Genomic DNA, 16,400 nt, shown 5'->3' on the forward strand with positions numbered 1-16,400 from the left:
CCATGGCCGTGGTGATCGCGGCGCTGCTGCCGGTGTTCCTGCTGATCGTGCTCGGCTTCATCCTGAAACGGACGCTGATGCGGCTCGACAGCCAGTGGCACGGGCTGGAGCAGCTCACTTACTACGTGCTGTTCCCGGTGCTGCTGGTGCAGACGCTGGTCAAGGCCGACCTGACCAAGGTGCCGGTTGCCGGCGTCGGCGGCGCGCTGCTGCTCGCGGCGCTCGTGATGTGCCTGCTCTGCCTTGCGCTGCGCGGCCCGCTCGCCCGCGCCGGGGTCGACGGCCCGGCCTTCACCTCGATCTTCCAGGGCGCGACCCGCTGGCAGACCTATGTCGCGCTGTCGGTGTCGCGCAATCTCTATGGCAGCACCGGCCTCGCGCTGGCCTCGGTCGCGATGGTCGCGATCATCCCGCTGGTCAATGTCTTCAGCGTCGCCGTACTGGCGAAATACGCCTCGTCGGAGAAACGATCCGTCGGCGCCATCGTGATGACGGTGCTGAAGAACCCGTTGATCTGGGCCTGCGTGATCGGCCTCGCCATCAACGTCGCGCACGTCCCGCTGCCGCAGCTCTGGCACGACGTCGCCGACGCGCTCGGCGGCTCGTCGCTGGCGATCGGCCTGCTGGTCACCGGCGCCGGCCTGCATCCGGAAGGCATCTTCCGCCCCAGCCTCGCCGCCAGCGTTGCTTTGGTACTGAAGCTCGTGGCGATGCCCGTGCTCACGGTTGCGCTCGCGGTGTGGTTCGGCGTCACCGGCTCCAATCTCGCCATCGTCGCGGCTTGCGCCGCGGTGCCGACCTCGCCGTCAGCCTATGTGCTGGCGCGCCAGATGGGCGGCGATGCCCCCCTGCTGGCCCAGATCATCACGCTGCAAACCATCCTGGCGGCGGTCACGATGCCGCTCGTGATCGCCGCGGTCGGACCGTAAGCGGAACGCCGCGATGGCGCAGATCATCTTTCTTCATGGCGCTTCGAGCAGCGGAAAATCGACCATCGCGAAAGCCTTGCAGGCCCGCATCGAAAGGCCGTTCTGGCATATCTCGATCGATCACCTTCGCGACTCGGGCGTGCTTCCGATGAGCCGCTTCCAGAGCGGCGAATTCGCCTGGAAGGATGCGCGACGAGCGTTCTTCGATGGCTTCCACGCCTCGCTCGCCGCCTACGCGGGTGCGGGCAACGACCTCATCCTGGAGCACATCCTGGATACCGAGGGCTGGCTGGAGACGCTTCGCGACCTCATGGCCGGCCACGACGTGTTCTTCGTCGCCGTGCATTGCCCGCTCGATGTCCTGATCGAACGGGAGCAACGGCGCGGCGACAGACCCGCGGGCAGCGCAAAGCGCGACTACGAGACCATTCATGCCGGCAAGGCCTACGACCTCGAGCTGGATACCCGCGATGGCCTGGACGCCAACGTCGAAAGGCTGCTTACAGGTTGGCGGACTGCGGAACGTTCGTCGAGTTTTCGCTCGAACGCCTGAACGTCCGGCTGCTCCCCGCAATGACGGTTGGCGAAGGTGCTACTGCCCCGCCAGCCACCAGGTCTGGATCGTCGCGGCCAGGTTGTTCAGCCCGTGCAGCAGGATGGTCAGCCAGGTCGAACCGGTGCGGAAGCGCAGATAGCCGAACAGCAAGCCGATCGACAGCACCTCGCAGAGGAAGAACCAGTCGTACTGGAGGTGCATCAGCGTCCAGACCAGCGACGACAGCAGGATCGCGCCGGTCGGGCCGAGCCTGGATTCGGACCAGCCGCGATACAGCCAACCGCGCGCGAACAGTTCCTCCCAGAGCGGTGCGGCGACCGCAAAGGCGATCACCAGCAGCCACAGTGCGCTGTGCTCCTGCGCCGATTTCAGCACGTCGCCCATGAAGCCCGGCGTCACGTCGCGACCGGCAGCGCGGGACACCATGTCCCAGGCGCCGACCAGCACGACCAGCGCGACGATGCCGATGATCACGTTCTTCCACGACGTCCCGCGCAGCCCGAGATAATCGGCGAACGGGATCCGGGTCCGGCGGATCGCAAACCACAGCGCCAGCAGCACCATGGGCAGGCCGGCGAGCACCGAGAGCGAGATCGTCAGGCCGTCGGCGACCACATGGGTGATGCCGGCGACCGAAAGCTCGGCGCCCTGCGCGATGATGCGGTACACGATGACCCCAACCTGGCCGACGAACATCGCGGCGAAGATCACGAGGCCCCACAGCGCGGTGCCCCAGAACTTCCAGACCCGCGGTGGGCGCGGCGCAGCATCGATAGCGGCAGCAGTGTCTTGCGGCGTAACAGAATCCATCAGCGAACCTCGGTCCTATCGGTTCGTCATGGCCGGGCCTGCCCCGGCCATCCACGTCTTTCTTGCTCGATCGAAACAAGGACGTGGATGCCCGGCACAAGGCCGGGCATGACGGTGGTGAATTATGGCAGCGCCCGCGCCAGCAGCGCGCGCTGATCGGCATCGGAGAGGTCGACCGCGCCGTACATGCCGGCATGGTTTCCGGCGAGCCGCGTCACGGCGAACAGTTCGGCGCTTGGCGGCGAGACCTGGTTGAGCGCCGCAGTCGCGGCCAGCAGCGCGAGCTTCTCGACCGCAAGCCGCGCGACGCGCTCGCTGTCGGGCCGGCGGAACGATTGCCCGATCGATGCGACGGTTTCGACGGCGCCCGGCAGGCCCTTGGTCGCGTCGGCGAGCGCGCGCAACACGGCGAGTGCGGCATCCGCCTCGCGGCCGAGTGCGCGGAGCACGTCCAGGCACATCACGTTGCCGGAGCCTTCCCAGATCGCGTTGACCGGCGCCTCCCGGTAGTGGCGCGCCAGAATACCCTCCTCGACATAGCCATTGCCGCCGAGGCACTCCATCGCCTCGTAGACGAATCCGGGCGCGCTCTTGCAGGTCCAGTATTTGATCGCCGGCGTCAGCAACCGCATATAGGCCGCCTCGCCGGCATCGCCGGGCGCGCGGTCGAAGGCGCGGCAGAGCCGCATCACCAGTGCTACCGATGCCTCGACATGCAGCGCCATGTCTGACAGCACCGCCTGCATCAGCGGCTGATCGGCAAGATGCTTCTGGAACACGCTGCGATGCCGCGCGTGATTGAGCGCATGCGCCAGCCCCGAGCGCATCAGGCCTACGGATGCAATCGCGCAATCCTGCCGCGTCAGTTGCACCATCTGGATGATCGTGCGGATGCCCTTGCCCTCCTCGCCGATCAGTTCGGCATGGGCGCCGTGGAATTCGACCTCGGAGGAGGCATTGGAGCGGTTGCCGAGCTTGTCCTTCAGCCGCTGGAAGTGGATCGCATTCACGGTGCCGTCGGGTGCAAAGCGCGGCATGAAGAAACAGCTCAAGCCGTCCTTTGCCTGCGCCAGCACCAGGAACGCGTCGCACATCGGCGCCGACATGAACCATTTGTGCCCGGTGATGCGGTAGGCAGCGCCATCAGGCTCGGCGCTCGTCATGTTGGCGCGCACGTCGGTGCCGCCCTGCTTTTCGGTCATGCCCATGCCGAGCGTCATGCCGCGCTTGCTCCACCACGGCGCGAAGCTCGGATCGTAGGCGCGCGTGCCGATGACCGGCATCGTCTTCGCCAGAATGTCGGGCTGCGAGGCCAGCGCCGCGACCGAGGCGCGCGTCATCGTGATCGGGCAGAGATGACCGGTCTCGACTTGCGACGCGATGTAGAATTTCGCCGCGCGCACCACCTCGGCGGCTCCGCCAGCGGGCTTGCCCTCGGCGCTCCAGGTCGAATTGTGCACCCCGGCATGGGCCGAATGCGCCATCAGTTCGTGATAGGCCGGATGAAATTCGACCTCGTCGCGGCGATTGCCCCTGGCATCGAAGCTGCGCAGCTTCGGCGTATTCTCGTTGGCGACGCGGCCGCGCTCCGCCATCGCGGCGGAGCCCCAATGCTTGCCGAAGTCGGACAGCTCGGCCGCTGCCGCCGTCCCGCCATTGGCGGCAACCGCCGCAACCAACGGTGCGTCGGCCGTGAACAGGTCGATGTTCTCGAACGGCGGCGACTGGTTCAGCACGTCGTGGGTGGCAAACGGAGCCTGCGTCATGGTCTCCTCGGGGAACAATCTCGTCGCGCACAAGGCCGGGAATACCGGCTTGCAGCGGCGAGGATCATGCGCCGGCAGCAGCGCAATGGAATCGGAGGATCATAAGCCTGCGATCCGGCGCGGGGCAGCAAAAAGTACACGTCAGCGAGACCTGCCATGCCAGACGCCCGGGCGGCGGGCGGTCAGGTCAAGCGTGTCCTGTCCACCTTGGTCCTGGAAGCCAGGACCGGAAGCAGATCGCCGGCGTGCAGCGGCTGGCCGCACGGGAACGACGCCATCCGCAGCACCGACTGGTGCGAAATGCCGTCGACCGGCGAGACATAGACGACGCGCAGCTCAATCTTGTGCCTCACATTGTAGCCCTGCCACTTCGGATTGTCTTTCCGCATCAGTTCGGCAGCTTCGCAGCCGACCATGTCGGAGGTCCACTTGGTCTTGGTGAGTATCCCGCGCTCGATCGTTTCCAGATAGCATTGGTCGTTGACGCCGCTGACGCGCGCATCGACGCGCGTGTAGTTGGTGCTCTTGTCGTACTGGTCGTAGGCCACGATGCCAACCGCACTGGCCAGAGTGATCGCAAGGCCCGCCAGACGCATGTGCTGTGCTCCCGCTCCGTCCAAGCATGATAGACGGGGGCATTAAGGAGTCTTGAATGCACGCGCCGTGGCTTGCGCGACGGCAACCACACTGTTGCGGAAATACCTTGGATTTGAGGAAATTCCGTCGCGTCAGCGCGGCCGCGTGATCGGGAAATCATAGGCCTGCCCGCCCGCCCCCGGCAGCGAGAAATGCCACCATTCCTTTGCAAAGTTCACGAAGCCTTGCCCGGCCATGGCCGCGACCAGCCGCGTCCGCCAACGCCGCTGCCCTGCCGTGATGGAGCGCGCGACGGTATGCCCCTTCGGATCGGAACAGTCGTAACCGGTGCCCATGTCGACGCTGCCCTCCGGCGCGCGGATCGCGGCCGGCGCCGTGCAGTCGGCATAGGCGCGCGCCGGATCGAATTTTCCCGCATTGTCCGCCGTCAGGTCGACCAGCGTCAGATCGACCGCCGCCCCGGTCGAATGGCCGGAATGGGTGGCGATGTAGCCCAGCCGGAATAGATCGGCCTTCGGGAATGCCGGGTTGTAGCGCCGTTCGGCCGCGGTCTCGCGGCCATTCTGCGACCATGCCACCATGTCGGCGACCGCGCGGGCCGGCCGGTAACAATCGAACATCTTCAACGACAGTTTCTGCGGTGCCAGTTCCTGCTGCACGGCCTTGAGGCGAAGCCCCACATCCCGCCTGACCACGCATTCCGCCGCGCCATAGCCCGCGATCGGCCGTCCCATGAAATTGTTCGCGCCGGCGTAGCGGATGTCCTGGATGATGGTCGGATCGATGTCGCGAAGGAACACGAAGTCGTCGGGCAGGCCCTGCGCAGCGGCCGGTGAAATCGCGGCCATCGTGGCCGCGACAATCAAGATGCTTCTCGGCCGGCGCACGCTCATGCATCAATCCCCGCCCATGCGCTGTCCGTCGCCTGCGGCGACGGCACGCGCATCATCGCGGATCGAGACTACCGCAAGACCGGTCCGGGATACTTTGCGTGGGCTGCGATCCTAGCCGGCCCTGATCGCACGCTCAAATCGCGCTGTCACCGTTTCCCAATCAACCAGGTTCGACAAGAAGGCATCGACATATTTCGGCCTGAGGTTGTGATAGTCGATGTAGTACGAATGCTCCCAGACGTCGCAGGTCAGAAGCGCGGCGTGCCCCTCGGTCAGTGGCGTGTCGGCATTTGCGGTCTTGGTCACGGCCAATTTCTCGCCATCGAACACCAGCCATGCCCAACCGCTGCCGAACTGGGCGATGCAGGCGGACTTGAAGTCGTCCTTGAATTTCTCGACCGACCCGAAGTCGGCAATGACACGCTTTTCGAGATTGCCCGGGATCGGACCTCCGCCGTTCTTCTTCATGCCGAGCCAGAAGTGGCTGTGGTTCCAGTGTTGACCCGCCTGATTGAAGATCGTGCGGTCGGCCGGGTTTTTGGCACTCGTCCTGATGATCGCTTCGAGATCCATGCCATTGTACCGGCCGGCCGCCGTCAGTTCATTGAGCTTGTCGACATAGGCTTTGTGATGCCTGCCGTGATGGAATTCGAGCGTCTGGGCAGACATGTACGGCGCCAACGCATCGATCGGGTAAGGCAAGGTCGGGAGCTGAAACAAGAGACTATCCTTCCATTCATCGGCTGACGTTGCGCCCGGTCACGAGGGCCGGACGGTGGGATGATCGCAATTCAGGCGCGCTGTCTCGGCGTGTTTCGCGGCGTGGAAGACCGCGAATGCCGCCGCCTGCGCCTGCTCGACATAGGTCGCAATTTTTGCATCCGGTGCGGCGCGCGCGTGCAGATGCTGAACGAGAAGCGCCAGGCCATGCTTCAGATGCCGCGCGCAATCGAGCCTAAGCGGGAGCGGCGTCTCGGGAGACGCCGCACTCGCGCGCAGTTTGTCATAGGCCCGAACCAGGAATTCCTCGGCAGAATCCTCGTCGCCCAGCTGAGCGGCGATCTCCGCCAGATTGTGGGAGGAGATGTTGTAGATGACCGGCGCCGGCACCGACAGGTTGGCCTTCGACGCCAGAGCGAACAGCCGTTCCGCCTCGTCAAGCGCGCTGTGATAGAGGTCGAGCGCACGCCGCAAATCGCGGGCGACATAGGCCGCGTTGGCAGCCACGGTAACCGCCTGCCAGATCGCATCATCGGCAGCACCGTCTCGCGGCGGAGTTGCCGAGGGGGGCGCCGCCGTCGGCGCCCGGCGTTGCGAGTTCGGATCCATGTCGCCTCCTCCGGTCAGGCCGCGTCGAGCACGGCCTCGCCTTTCTGCCAGTTGCAGGGACAAAGCTCGCCGGTCTGGAGCGCGTCGAGCACGCGCAGGACCTCGTGCGGATTGCGCCCGACCGAGAGGTCGTTCGCCGAAACGAAACGGATGATAAGGTCGGGGTCGACGATCAGGGTGGCGCGCAGGCAGACGCCTTCCTCGGGATGCAATACGCCGAGCGCCGTGCTCAATTCCCGCTTGATGTCGGCGAGCATCGGAAACGGAAGGGTCTTGAGATCGGCATGGGTCTGCCGCCAGGCCAAATGAACGTATTCGCTGTCGGTGGAGACGCCGTAGATCACCGCATCTCGATCGGCGAATTCGCCGCTCAGCGCGCCGAAGGCCGCGATCTCGGTTGGGCAAACGAAGGTGAAGTCCTTCGGCCAGAAGAAAATTACCTTCCATTTGCCGACATCACTCGCCTCGGTGATGCGGGTGAAGGCGGTGCCGGGTTGGTTCGAGACGACAGCGGTGAGATCGAAGGCGGGCAGCTTCGTGCCAATCGTGATCATGTTTTCAGTTTGCTCCTGGGAGGGGTTGCGGGGGAAAATGAGCGCCGCGCGCGGCCGTCGACGTCATTCCGCAGACCTCGGCGGAGCGTCGGGATGCGCGCATGGTCCAGGTGCGATACCGCCCTTCGCGCCGACGTCGCCGGCTGCCTCGCCGGTCCGCCTCAAGCGAATGACCACATCGATCCTGGCGACCACGTAACCGTCCGGTAGAGCCGGGAGAGATCCGATCTCGATCGCGCCTTCCGGAATATCGATGATGCGATCCTCGATCTCGACATAGAAATGATGGTGGTCGCCCACATCGGTATCGAAATAGGTCTGGTCGCCGTTCACGGCGATGCGGCGCAGCAGGCCCGCATCCGCAAGCTGGTTGAGCGTATTGTAGATCGTGGCGAGTGACACCCGGATGCCGGCGGCGGCGGCCTCCCAGCAAAGTCCGCCCGCCGTCATATGCCGATGGCCCTCCCCGAACAGCAGACCGGCGATCGCCAGGCGTTGGCGCGTTGGGCGCAGCGACGCCAGTTCGAGCAAGGCGTGAACGTCCCTGCTCTCCGCAGCAAGAGACCGGACATGGCCGTGCTGCGGATGTCGGGCCACGGAATTCATCAAGCCAGAGTGTTCGAGCATGGGGACCATCATCAGGATGCGTTGCAACGACCTTAATGCTATTAAGAAGCATTCGCAACAACGAATATTGTCCTAGATTTTGTACGCTGCCCTGAACCAAAGGATTTGGCTTCCGCAAGGTGTCCGCCTTCCTCACCGCGGGCCGATGCCGCTGAGGAGATTGTTCGAGATGCGGAAATGCACGACGCAGCGAATAGCGCCGGCCGCAAGGTCGGCGAGTTGCGCCGCGGGCTACCAACCGACGGGCTTGACGAGACCAACCCGCTGTCACGCACCACGGAACGTCCGCAGCCGACGCGAGGTCGACACCGACTGCGGCGAGCTATCGACGGGCCCGCGCGGTTACACGGGGATAACTTCGATCACCCCTCTTCGCGCTTGCCCCACCGGCCATCCGCGCCTATAGCTCTGGCTTTAATGACCCCATCATTGAAATCGACTTTTGTCCTTGGTCACCGGCATCTGCTGGGCATCGAGGGCCTTTCCGCCGACGACATCACGGGCCTGCTCGACCTCTCCGAGGAGTATGTCGAGCTCAACCGCCAGGTCGACAAGAAACGCGCCAGTCTGCGCGGCCGCACCCAGGTCAATCTGTTCTTCGAGGCCTCGACCCGGACCCAGTCCTCGTTCGAGATCGCCGGAAAACGGCTCGGCGCCGACGTCATGAACATGTCGGTGTCGTCGATGTCGACCCGCAAGGGCGAGACCTTGATGGACACCGCGGTGACGCTGAACGCGATGCACCCGGACATCCTGGTGGTGCGCCATCACGCCTCCGGCGCAGTCGAACTGCTGGCGCGCAAGGTTGACGGTTCCGTGATCAATGCCGGCGACGGCAGCCACGAGCACCCGACCCAGGCGCTGCTTGATGCGCTGACCATCCGCCGCAACAAGGGAAGGCTCGAAGGGCTCGTGATCGCGATCTGCGGCGACGTGCTGCATTCCCGCGTGGCGCGCTCCAACATCTTCCTGCTCAACACCATGGGCGCCCGCGTCCGCGTGGTCGCCCCCTCCACCCTGCTGCCGCCCGGCATCGAGCGGATGGGCGTCGAGGTCGCGCGTGACATGCGCGAGGGACTGAACGGCGCCGACATCGTGATGATGCTGCGGTTGCAGCGCGAGCGCATGAACGGCTCGTTCGTGCCGTCATCGGGCGAGTATTTCCACTATTTCGGGCTCGACCAGAAGAAGCTCGGCTACGCCAAGCCGGATGCGCTGGTGATGCATCCGGGCCCGATGAACCGCGGTGTCGAGATCGACACTTTCGTCGCCGACGGCGCGCAGTCGCTGATCCGTGAACAAGTTGAAATGGGTGTGGCAGTGCGCATGGCGGTGCTCGAAGCGCTCGCCCGCAACCTGCCGAACGCGTGAGACCGATGCTGACCGACCGCCGCCCCATCCTGCTCGCCAACGCCCGCGTCATCGATCCGTCCCGCGACTTCGACGGTCCGGGCGATGTCCTGATCGCCGACGGCGTGATCCGTGACGCCAAGCGCGGCATCGGTGCCGCCGGCGTCCCCGAAGGCACCGACATCGTCAACTGCGCCGGCAAGATCGTGGCCCCCGGCCTGATCGACATGCGCGCCTTCGTCGGCGAACCCGGCGCCAGCCACCGCGAAACCTTTGCCTCCGCCAGCCAGGCCGCCGCCGCCGGCGGCATCACCACCATCATCTGCCAGCCCGACACCTCGCCGGTGATCGACAATTCGGCGACCGTCGACTTCGTGCTGCGCCGCGCCCGCGACACCGCGATCGTCAACATCCACCCGATGGCGGCGCTGACCAAGGGCATGCAGGGCCAGGAGATGACCGAGATCGGCCTCTTGAAGGCCGCCGGCGCCGTCGCCTTCACCGACGGCGACCGCAGCGTCACCAACGCCCAGGTGATGCGTCGCGCGCTGACCTATGCCCGCGATTTCGACGCGTTGATCGTGCATCACACCGAGGACCCGAACCTGGTCGGCGAAGGCGTCATGAACGAAGGCGAATTCGCCACCCGGCTCGGCCTCGCCGGGATTCCGACCGCCGCCGAGTCGATCATGCTGGAGCGCGACATGCGGCTCGCCGGGCTGACCGGCGGGCGCTATCACGCGGCCTCGCTGACCTCGACCGAGTCGCTCGAGATCCTCAAGCGCGCCCGCGACGCCGGCCACAACGTCTCGGCGTCGGTCTCGATCAACCACGTGACCTTGAACGAGAACGACATCGGCCCCTACCGCACCTTCCTGAAGCTGGCGCCGCCGCTACGCACCGAGGAGGACCGCAAGGCGCTGGTCGCCGCTCTCGCCTCCGGCCTGATCGACGTCGTGATGAGCGATCACAATCCGCAGGACGTCGAGGTCAAGCGGCTGCCCTTCGCGGAAGCGGCGAGCGGCGCGGTCGGCCTCCAGACCATGCTGCCGGCGGCGCTGCGGCTGATCCACAATGGCGAGATGGACTTCAAGACGCTGATCCGGGCGATGTCGACGCGACCGGCGGAACTGCTCGGGCTACCCGGCGGCACGCTGCGTGCGGGCGCCCCGGCCGACGTCATTGTGATCGACGCCGACACGCCCTGGATCCTCGACCGCGACGACCTCAAATCGCTGTGCAAGAATACGCCGTTCGACGACGCCCGCTTCTCCGGTCGCGTGACGCGGACCATCGTCGGCGGACGCACCGTGTATGAGCACGTCTGATCGCGTGTGGAACTCAGTGCGCTGTGAGTTGTGACATCGCTTCCATCGTCGTGCCAACGACGATGGCTGCCACGTAAACGACGAAGAAAAGCTGCTCCAGCCGCGTGCGAACAGAAGCCATGATAAGCTCCCCTAATACCGAGGCCATGGTGCGGATCGATGGTTAATTTTTTGTTGACGAAATCAGCCAAAACGGACCGGACCGCCCGTCGACGGAGCCACCGCGATGTCCGCTGATGTGCTGCTGCTGCCCGCCTTCCTGATCGGCTATCTGCTGGGCTCGATCCCGTTCGGGATGATCCTGACCCGGCTCGCTGGAACGCAGGACCTGCGCACGATCGGCTCCGGCAATATCGGCGCCACCAACGTGCTGCGGACCGGCCGCAAGGGCCTCGCCGCGGCGACCCTGATCGGCGACATGCTCAAGGGCACGGTCGCCGTCATCATCGCGGGCACGATCGGCGGCCCGAACGCGGCGATGGTCGCGGCGCTCGGTGCGTTTCTCGGCCACCTCTTCCCGGTCTGGCTCAAATTTCGCGGCGGCAAGGGCGTCGCCACCTATCTCGGCGTGCTGCTCGGCCTGTTCTGGCCGGCGGCGCTGATTTTTGCGGTGATCTGGCTCGGCACCGCCTACACCACGCGCTACTCGTCGCTGTCGGCGCTGATCGCCGCCTTCGTGACACCGCTGTTCCTGTGGTGGTTCGGCCACAACGCGCTCGCTTCCCTGTTCGCCGTGTTGACGCTGCTGCTGTTCTACATGCATCGCGAGAACATCAAGCGCCTGCAGGCCGGCACCGAAGGCAAGATCGGCGAGAAGAAGTAGCTCTCCGTCATTCCGGGGCGATGCGCAGCATCGAACCCGGAATCCATTGGGCAGCACATTCGCTGTGAAATGGATTCCGGGCTCTCGCTTCGCGAGCCCCGGAATGACGGCGGTTATTTCCTCAACGCCCCCTCAACAAAACTCGCCGCCGCCAGCACCCTCGCATCGTTACCGAACGGCGCGATCACCGTCACTCCCACCGGCAATCCACCCTCGGCAACCAACGTCGGCAGATTGACGCAAGGCACGCCCATCAAGGTCCAGAGGCGGTTGTAACGGGGATCGCCGCTCGACGTCAGGCCCTTGGGGGCTGCGCCCGGCGCCGACAGCGTCAGCAGCACGTCGACCTCGGCGAAGATGCCGGCCAATGCCTGCCGCGCCCGCAATGTGACGTCCATCGCGCCGTCGTACTCGGCGGGCGTGCCGTCCTTGCTCTCGTCGAGCCGGCCACGCAGCAACGGCGGCATCGCGTCGTAATTCTGCCCATACTCCCAGGCCAACGACTGGTGCGCTTCGAACTCCTGCACCACCGGGTGGATGCGCCACGCCTCCGCGATGATTTCGGGCATCGCAAGCTCGCGAACCACCGCGCCGGCCTGCTCCGCCGCGCGCGCCGCCACTTGCAGCGCCTGCGCGCCGGACGTTTCGGGCGCGCCGGCGAATGCCTGCGTCACCACGCCGATGCGCGGCGCCGCCACCTGCGATGGCACCACAAGGTCGGTCCGCTTGGTCATCGCGGCCAATCCCAGCGCGACATCACGCACGCCGGCGCCGAACAGCCCCACCGTATCGAGCGTCCACGAAAAACACTTCACGCCGACGGTCGGCAGCAACCGGTAGCTCGGCTTGATCGCGGCGACGCCGCAGTATGAGGCCGGGCGGATCACCGAACCGCCGGTCTGGGTGCCGAGCGCCAGCGGAACCATCCCGGCGGCGACCGCGGCCGCCGAGCCCGACGACGAGCCGCCCGGGGTATGCGCATGATTGTGCGGGTTGACCGTCGGCGTCGGATCATTCGCCGCGAACGCGGTCGTCGTGGTCTTGCCGATGATGCTCGCGCCGGCCTGCTTGAGCGCCATCACGACCGGCGCATCGGCGCGCGGCTGATGGCCGCGGTAGATCGCGGCGCCCATCTCGGTCGGGAAATCGGCGGTATCGATGATGTCCTTGATGCCGACTGCAATACCGCGCAGCGGGCCGCTCGTCTGCGCACGCGCCCTTGCGTCGTGACGGACGAAGGCCCCGATCGCATTGTCCTGCGCGCGGATCGCCTCCAGCGTTTGAGCGATGACCGCATCGGGCGACAACGCCCCCTGCTCGATACGCGCTGTGAGGTCGGCGAGTGAGATCATGGGATGGCTTCCTGACACTGACGGCTGCTTTTAGCGCGTTGCGAAGGGCTGCGCCAATGTCGCAGTTGATCGCAATCTCAGGTTGGGCGAAGCTGCTTCCCGCATGCATGACCGGTCATCCAGCACCGCAAGACTGACCGACACCGAACGGCTCAACCGCCTGCGGCTGATCCGCTCCGACAATGTCGGCCCGCGCACCTTTGCATCGCTGCTCCGCCATTTTGGCAACGCGGCGCATGCGCTTGAGCGCCTGCCCGATCTCGCGCGACGCGGCGGTGCATCGGGTCCGGGGCGGATTTGCAGTGAAGCCGACGCTGCCGCGGAGCTCGCCGCCTGCCGCAGGTTCGGCATCGATCTCGTCGCGCCCGAAGAGGCGCACTATCCGGCGCGGCTCGCCACCATCGACGACGCGCCGCCGCTGCTCGCCGTACGCGGCGCGCGTGATGCCCTGACGCGGCCGATGATCGCGATCGTCGGCTCGCGCAACGCCTCCGGCGCCGGGCTGAAATTTGCCGGCACCCTGGCGCGCGATCTTGGCGACGCCGGCTTTGTCGTGATCTCGGGCCTCGCCCGTGGCATCGACCAGGCAGCGCATCGCGCGACGGTTGCAAGCGGCACGGTCGCGGTGCTTGCCGGCGGCCATGACAGGATCTACCCGCCGGAGCACGAGGACCTGCTCGCCGCACTGCTCGAGCATGGTGCGGCGATCTCCGAGATGCCGCTCGGCCATGTGCCGCGGGCACGCGACTTCCCTCGCCGCAATCGGCTGATCTCAGGGGCATCGCTCGGCGTTGTGGTGGTAGAGGCAGCGCATCGCTCAGGCTCGTTGATCACGGCGCGGATGGCGGCCGAACAGGGGCGCGAGGTGTTCGCGGTGCCGGGTTCGCCGATCGATCCGCGCGCCGCCGGCGCCAACGACCTGATCAAGCAAGGCGCCACGCTGGTGACCGAAGCCGCCGACGTCATCAACGCGGTGACGCCGATCATGGAGCGGCCGGTCATGTTTTCCGCGCGCGAGGACGACGAGCCGCTGGAATTCATCAACGCCGCCGACGATCGCGCCCGCATCGTCAATCTGCTCGGGCCGAGCCCGATCAGCCTCGACGACCTGATCCGGATGGCCGACGTCTCGCCCGCCATCGTCCGCGCTGTGTTGCTGGAGCTCGAGCTCGCCGGCAGGCTCGAACGTCACGGCGGCGGGCTGGTGTCGATGATCTAATCAGACGAATTGGCGGGCTCAAATGTCAGTCCGTCATCCTGAGGAGCGCGTAGCGCGTCTCGAAGGATGCACGGCCCGTCTGCTGGCCGTCGACCCTTCGAGACGCGCGCATGAGCGCGCTCCTCAGGGTGATGGATCGGTGTCTAGGCGTGCGGAAGGAAGACTTCACGCCTCATTCCGCGCGTCGAACTTGCTCCGCGCGCCCTCGATCTCAGGAAGATGCGCGAACGCCCATTCGCCGAGCGCCATGACAGGCACCGCGAGCCCGCGTCCGAGATCGGTGAGTTCGTAGTCGACCCGCGGCGGAATGGTCGGAAACACCGTGCGCGTCACCAGCCCGTCGCGCTCCAGCCCGCGCAAGGTCAGCGTCAGCATGCGCTGCGAAATGCCGTTGATCATGCGCTTCAGTTCGTTGAAGCGGCGCGGTCCGTCGCGCAGCAGCATGATGACCAGCACGCTCCATTTGTCGCCGACGCGCGACAGCACGGATGCCACGCCGCGGCAGTCCTGGTGCTCCGCCGGATTGGGCGGCAGGCCGGTTACATGGATGTGCTCAGGTCTCATCGGTGTGCTCGGGTTTCAAAAATGTGCGTTCTTGCGGAGATTTAGGGCGGTCACTCATATAGCGCCAGTTACAAACCTATACCAAAGGTGACCTCTGCCATGAAACTTCTGCACATCGACTCCTCGGTTCTCGGCCCCCACTCCGTCAGCCGTCAGGTCTCCGCCGCCGCCGTCGAGCGGCTGCGCCAGGCCAATCCCGGCCTCGTCGTGAGCTATCGCGACCTCAGCCAGACTCCGCTCGCCCACCTCTCCGGCCTGCACCTCGCCGCGAGCCAGGGCGCAGCGCCGGACCCGTCGGTGCGCGACGACATCGCGGCCGGCCAAGCCGTGCTCGACGAGTTCCTCGCCGCCGACATCGTCGTGATCGGCGCGCCGATGTACAATTTCACGATCCCGAGCCAGCTCAAGGCCTGGATCGACCGCATCGTGGTCGCGGGCAAGACCTTCAAGTATGGCGCCACCGGCGTCGAGGGACTGGCCGGCAACAAGCGCGTCATCATCGCGATCTCGCGCGGCGGTTACTACGGCGCCGACACGCCGATGGCCGCGCTCGAGCATCTCGAGACCTATCTGCGCGGGGTGTTCGGCTTCATCGGCGTCAGGAATCTGGAGTTCATCCCGGCCGACGGCATCCAGGTCGGCCCCGAGCATCGCGAGAAGGCCGTCGCCGGCGCGCTGCAAGCCGCGGGCAGCCTGAACGCGGCCTGAGCCGAGCGAGCGCGGTTTCACGCGCGCTGAACAAACAGCGAGAGCTCCGGCTCTGATTGCATCAGATCCGAAGCTCTCGGCACGACGCGGCGGGCTCTCGCCGCTACGATCCTTACGTGGCTTTGCGCTCCTGCTCCGCGATCTTGCGGAACGCGGCCTCGCCGGCATCGGTCACCGCGGCCCATTTTGCGTTCGGCGCGGCCTCGGCGTCGTAATTGTCATGCCAGTTCCACCATTTGTAGGTCGGTCCCTGCGGATAGCCCTTCGGTGAATCTTCCCACAGTTCCTGGCGGCCGAGCGGCGTGATGTCGAGATAGCTCCACACCGTGCCCATCGCCTCGTCGCCGCGACTGTTGACGAGATAGCTGCGGAAGATCCGCTCGCCGTCGCGAATGAACACGTTGTGGCCGTGCCACTCGGCGACACCGAAATCCGCATCGAAGCTGTCGGTGATGGTGTACCACGGCATCTCCCACTCCATCCGCGCCTTCAGCCGCGCGATGTCGGCCTGCGGCGCGCGCGAGGCGTAAGCCAGCGTGGTGTCGCGCTGGTTGAGATGCGCGAGATGGCCGACCTGGTCGGCGCCGAGTGAGCAGCCGCGGCAGCCATGATCCGGCCAGCCGAACACGCCGGGCTCGAAGAAGGCGCGGTAGACGATCAATTGCCGGCGGCCCTCGAACAGGTCGAGCAGGCTCACGCTGCCGTTCGGTCCCTCGAACACATAGGCCTTCTCGACTTCCATCCACGGCATCCGCCGCCGCTCGGCGGCGAGCGCGTCACGCGCCCGCACATGCGCCTTCTCCTTGACCAGCAATTCCAGGCGCGCCGCCTCCCACGCCTCGCGCGACACCACCGGCGGCGTTTGCATCGCAGCCAGTTCGGCGCTGCGGTCATTGTCGGCTGATTTGCTCATGATGGTCTCCATCTCCGATTTGGACGAACTCCGCGACATCCGCGCGGTTCCACCACGCGCCGCCGGTCGTCATTGGCCATGC

General features: G+C 65.9%; 18 protein-coding genes. 7 read left to right on the forward strand and 11 right to left on the reverse strand.

Translation table 11 applies throughout. The features are described from left to right. The first annotated feature begins 2 nt into the window (after positions 1-2). Positions 3-929, forward strand: a complete 927-nt coding sequence (locus CWS35_RS27035; RefSeq protein ID WP_100954775.1) for an AEC family transporter — start codon at positions 3-5, stop codon at positions 927-929. Between the two features lie 13 nt (positions 930-942). After that, on the forward strand, positions 943-1,482 hold the full coding sequence (locus CWS35_RS27040; protein WP_100954777.1) for a chloramphenicol phosphotransferase CPT family protein: 540 nt from the start codon (positions 943-945) through the stop codon (positions 1,480-1,482). Between the two features lie 39 nt (positions 1,483-1,521). Here the strand turns inward: CWS35_RS27040 and CWS35_RS27045 are convergent, their stop codons facing one another. The 8 genes from CWS35_RS27045 to irrA all read right to left on the reverse strand — a co-directional run bounded on the left by CWS35_RS27045 (position 1,522) and on the right by irrA (position 8,088). Further along, the gene (locus CWS35_RS27045) at positions 1,522-2,295 is read right to left on the reverse strand and encodes a CPBP family intramembrane glutamic endopeptidase (RefSeq protein WP_100954779.1); all 774 of its coding nucleotides are present in this window, start codon (positions 2,293-2,295) and stop codon (positions 1,522-1,524) included. A gap of 122 nt (positions 2,296-2,417) precedes the next feature. Next, a complete protein-coding gene (locus tag CWS35_RS27050) occupies positions 2,418-4,061 on the reverse strand; it encodes an acyl-CoA dehydrogenase family protein (protein ID WP_100954781.1) in 1,644 nt (547 codons plus the stop codon). 182 nt (positions 4,062-4,243) lie between these two features. Then, positions 4,244-4,657 carry a hypothetical protein gene (locus CWS35_RS27055; RefSeq protein ID WP_100954783.1) on the reverse strand — a complete coding sequence of 138 codons (414 nt, stop codon included), beginning with the start codon at positions 4,655-4,657 and terminating at the stop codon, positions 4,244-4,246. A 132-nt stretch (positions 4,658-4,789) separates the two neighbouring features. After that, positions 4,790-5,551 carry a M15 family metallopeptidase gene (locus tag CWS35_RS27060; RefSeq protein ID WP_100954785.1) on the reverse strand — a complete coding sequence of 254 codons (762 nt, stop codon included), beginning with the start codon at positions 5,549-5,551 and terminating at the stop codon, positions 4,790-4,792. Between the two features lie 111 nt (positions 5,552-5,662). Continuing rightward, the gene (locus CWS35_RS27065; RefSeq protein ID WP_311538831.1) at positions 5,663-6,271 is read right to left on the reverse strand and encodes a superoxide dismutase; all 609 of its coding nucleotides are present in this window, start codon (positions 6,269-6,271) and stop codon (positions 5,663-5,665) included. Positions 6,272-6,310: 39 nt separating this feature from the next. Further along, on the reverse strand, positions 6,311-6,880 hold the full coding sequence (locus CWS35_RS27070) for a hypothetical protein (protein WP_157817238.1): 570 nt from the start codon (positions 6,878-6,880) through the stop codon (positions 6,311-6,313). A gap of 14 nt (positions 6,881-6,894) precedes the next feature. Beyond that, positions 6,895-7,434 carry a peroxiredoxin gene (locus CWS35_RS27075; RefSeq protein ID WP_100954789.1) on the reverse strand — a complete coding sequence of 180 codons (540 nt, stop codon included), beginning with the start codon at positions 7,432-7,434 and terminating at the stop codon, positions 6,895-6,897. Between the two features lie 63 nt (positions 7,435-7,497). Next, positions 7,498-8,088 carry an iron response transcriptional regulator IrrA gene (gene irrA, locus CWS35_RS27080; RefSeq protein WP_245438688.1) on the reverse strand — a complete coding sequence of 197 codons (591 nt, stop codon included), beginning with the start codon at positions 8,086-8,088 and terminating at the stop codon, positions 7,498-7,500. A 390-nt stretch (positions 8,089-8,478) separates the two neighbouring features. Here irrA and CWS35_RS27085 point away from each other — a divergent pair, with 390 nt between their 5' ends. From CWS35_RS27085 to plsY, 3 genes are all read left to right on the forward strand, one after another. Then, positions 8,479-9,432, forward strand: coding sequence for an aspartate carbamoyltransferase catalytic subunit (locus CWS35_RS27085; protein WP_021078323.1), 954 nt, complete (start codon positions 8,479-8,481; stop codon positions 9,430-9,432). 5 nt (positions 9,433-9,437) lie between these two features. After that, positions 9,438-10,739: a dihydroorotase gene (locus CWS35_RS27090; protein ID WP_024582093.1), complete on the forward strand. Its 1,302-nt coding sequence runs from the start codon at positions 9,438-9,440 to the stop codon at positions 10,737-10,739. 226 nt (positions 10,740-10,965) lie between these two features. Beyond that, positions 10,966-11,562, forward strand: a complete 597-nt coding sequence (gene plsY / locus CWS35_RS27095) for a glycerol-3-phosphate 1-O-acyltransferase PlsY (RefSeq protein ID WP_024582094.1) — start codon at positions 10,966-10,968, stop codon at positions 11,560-11,562. Positions 11,563-11,675: 113 nt separating this feature from the next. On the opposite strand, the gene CWS35_RS27100 is transcribed toward plsY, so the two are convergent. Then, positions 11,676-12,914 (reverse strand): amidase, encoded by a 1,239-nt coding sequence (locus tag CWS35_RS27100; protein ID WP_100954791.1) that lies wholly within the window; start codon positions 12,912-12,914, stop codon positions 11,676-11,678. A gap of 103 nt (positions 12,915-13,017) precedes the next feature. On the opposite strand from CWS35_RS27100, the gene dprA reads away from it, so the two are divergent. Continuing rightward, a complete protein-coding gene (gene dprA, locus CWS35_RS27105) occupies positions 13,018-14,133 on the forward strand; it encodes a DNA-processing protein DprA (RefSeq protein WP_100954793.1) in 1,116 nt (371 codons plus the stop codon). Between the two features lie 165 nt (positions 14,134-14,298). On the opposite strand, the gene CWS35_RS27110 is transcribed toward dprA, so the two are convergent. After that, on the reverse strand, positions 14,299-14,697 hold the full coding sequence (locus CWS35_RS27110; RefSeq protein ID WP_024582097.1) for a helix-turn-helix domain-containing protein: 399 nt from the start codon (positions 14,695-14,697) through the stop codon (positions 14,299-14,301). Positions 14,698-14,796: 99 nt separating this feature from the next. On the opposite strand from CWS35_RS27110, the gene CWS35_RS27115 reads away from it, so the two are divergent. Continuing rightward, a complete protein-coding gene (locus tag CWS35_RS27115; RefSeq protein WP_024582098.1) occupies positions 14,797-15,405 on the forward strand; it encodes an FMN-dependent NADH-azoreductase in 609 nt (202 codons plus the stop codon). 112 nt (positions 15,406-15,517) lie between these two features. On the opposite strand, the gene CWS35_RS27120 is transcribed toward CWS35_RS27115, so the two are convergent. Next, positions 15,518-16,318, reverse strand: a complete 801-nt coding sequence (locus tag CWS35_RS27120) for a DUF899 domain-containing protein (RefSeq protein WP_100956691.1) — start codon at positions 16,316-16,318, stop codon at positions 15,518-15,520. Positions 16,319-16,400 lie beyond the last annotated feature (82 nt).

It is taken from the genome of Bradyrhizobium sp. SK17 (assembly GCF_002831585.1).
In the GTDB taxonomy this organism is placed as follows: domain Bacteria; phylum Pseudomonadota; class Alphaproteobacteria; order Rhizobiales; family Xanthobacteraceae; genus Bradyrhizobium.

Excerpts from the sequence above, each read along its gene's own strand:
- CWS35_RS27040 (WP_100954777.1), top strand. The coding sequence starts at position 943 with ATGGCGCAGATCATCTTTCTTCATGGCGCTTCGAGCAGCGGAAAATCG.
- CWS35_RS27115 (WP_024582098.1), top strand. The coding sequence starts at position 14,797 with ATGAAACTTCTGCACATCGACTCCTCGGTTCTCGGCCCCCACTCCGTC.
- CWS35_RS27100 (WP_100954791.1), bottom strand. The coding sequence starts at position 12,914 with ATGATCTCACTCGCCGACCTCACAGCGCGTATCGAGCAGGGGGCGTTG.
- dprA (WP_100954793.1), top strand. The coding sequence starts at position 13,018 with ATGCATGACCGGTCATCCAGCACCGCAAGACTGACCGACACCGAACGG.
- CWS35_RS27090 (WP_024582093.1), top strand. The coding sequence starts at position 9,438 with ATGCTGACCGACCGCCGCCCCATCCTGCTCGCCAACGCCCGCGTCATC.
- CWS35_RS27060 (WP_100954785.1), bottom strand. The coding sequence starts at position 5,551 with ATGAGCGTGCGCCGGCCGAGAAGCATCTTGATTGTCGCGGCCACGATG.
- CWS35_RS27110 (WP_024582097.1), bottom strand. The coding sequence starts at position 14,697 with ATGAGACCTGAGCACATCCATGTAACCGGCCTGCCGCCCAATCCGGCG.
- plsY (WP_024582094.1), top strand. The coding sequence starts at position 10,966 with ATGTCCGCTGATGTGCTGCTGCTGCCCGCCTTCCTGATCGGCTATCTG.
- CWS35_RS27035 (WP_100954775.1), top strand. The coding sequence starts at position 3 with ATGGCCGTGGTGATCGCGGCGCTGCTGCCGGTGTTCCTGCTGATCGTG.
- CWS35_RS27045 (WP_100954779.1), bottom strand. The coding sequence starts at position 2,295 with ATGGATTCTGTTACGCCGCAAGACACTGCTGCCGCTATCGATGCTGCG.
- CWS35_RS27085 (WP_021078323.1), top strand. The coding sequence starts at position 8,479 with ATGACCCCATCATTGAAATCGACTTTTGTCCTTGGTCACCGGCATCTG.
- CWS35_RS27050 (WP_100954781.1), bottom strand. The coding sequence starts at position 4,061 with ATGACGCAGGCTCCGTTTGCCACCCACGACGTGCTGAACCAGTCGCCG.
- CWS35_RS27120 (WP_100956691.1), bottom strand. The coding sequence starts at position 16,318 with ATGAGCAAATCAGCCGACAATGACCGCAGCGCCGAACTGGCTGCGATG.
- CWS35_RS27070 (WP_157817238.1), bottom strand. The coding sequence starts at position 6,880 with ATGGATCCGAACTCGCAACGCCGGGCGCCGACGGCGGCGCCCCCCTCG.
- CWS35_RS27075 (WP_100954789.1), bottom strand. The coding sequence starts at position 7,434 with ATGATCACGATTGGCACGAAGCTGCCCGCCTTCGATCTCACCGCTGTC.
- CWS35_RS27055 (WP_100954783.1), bottom strand. The coding sequence starts at position 4,657 with ATGCGTCTGGCGGGCCTTGCGATCACTCTGGCCAGTGCGGTTGGCATC.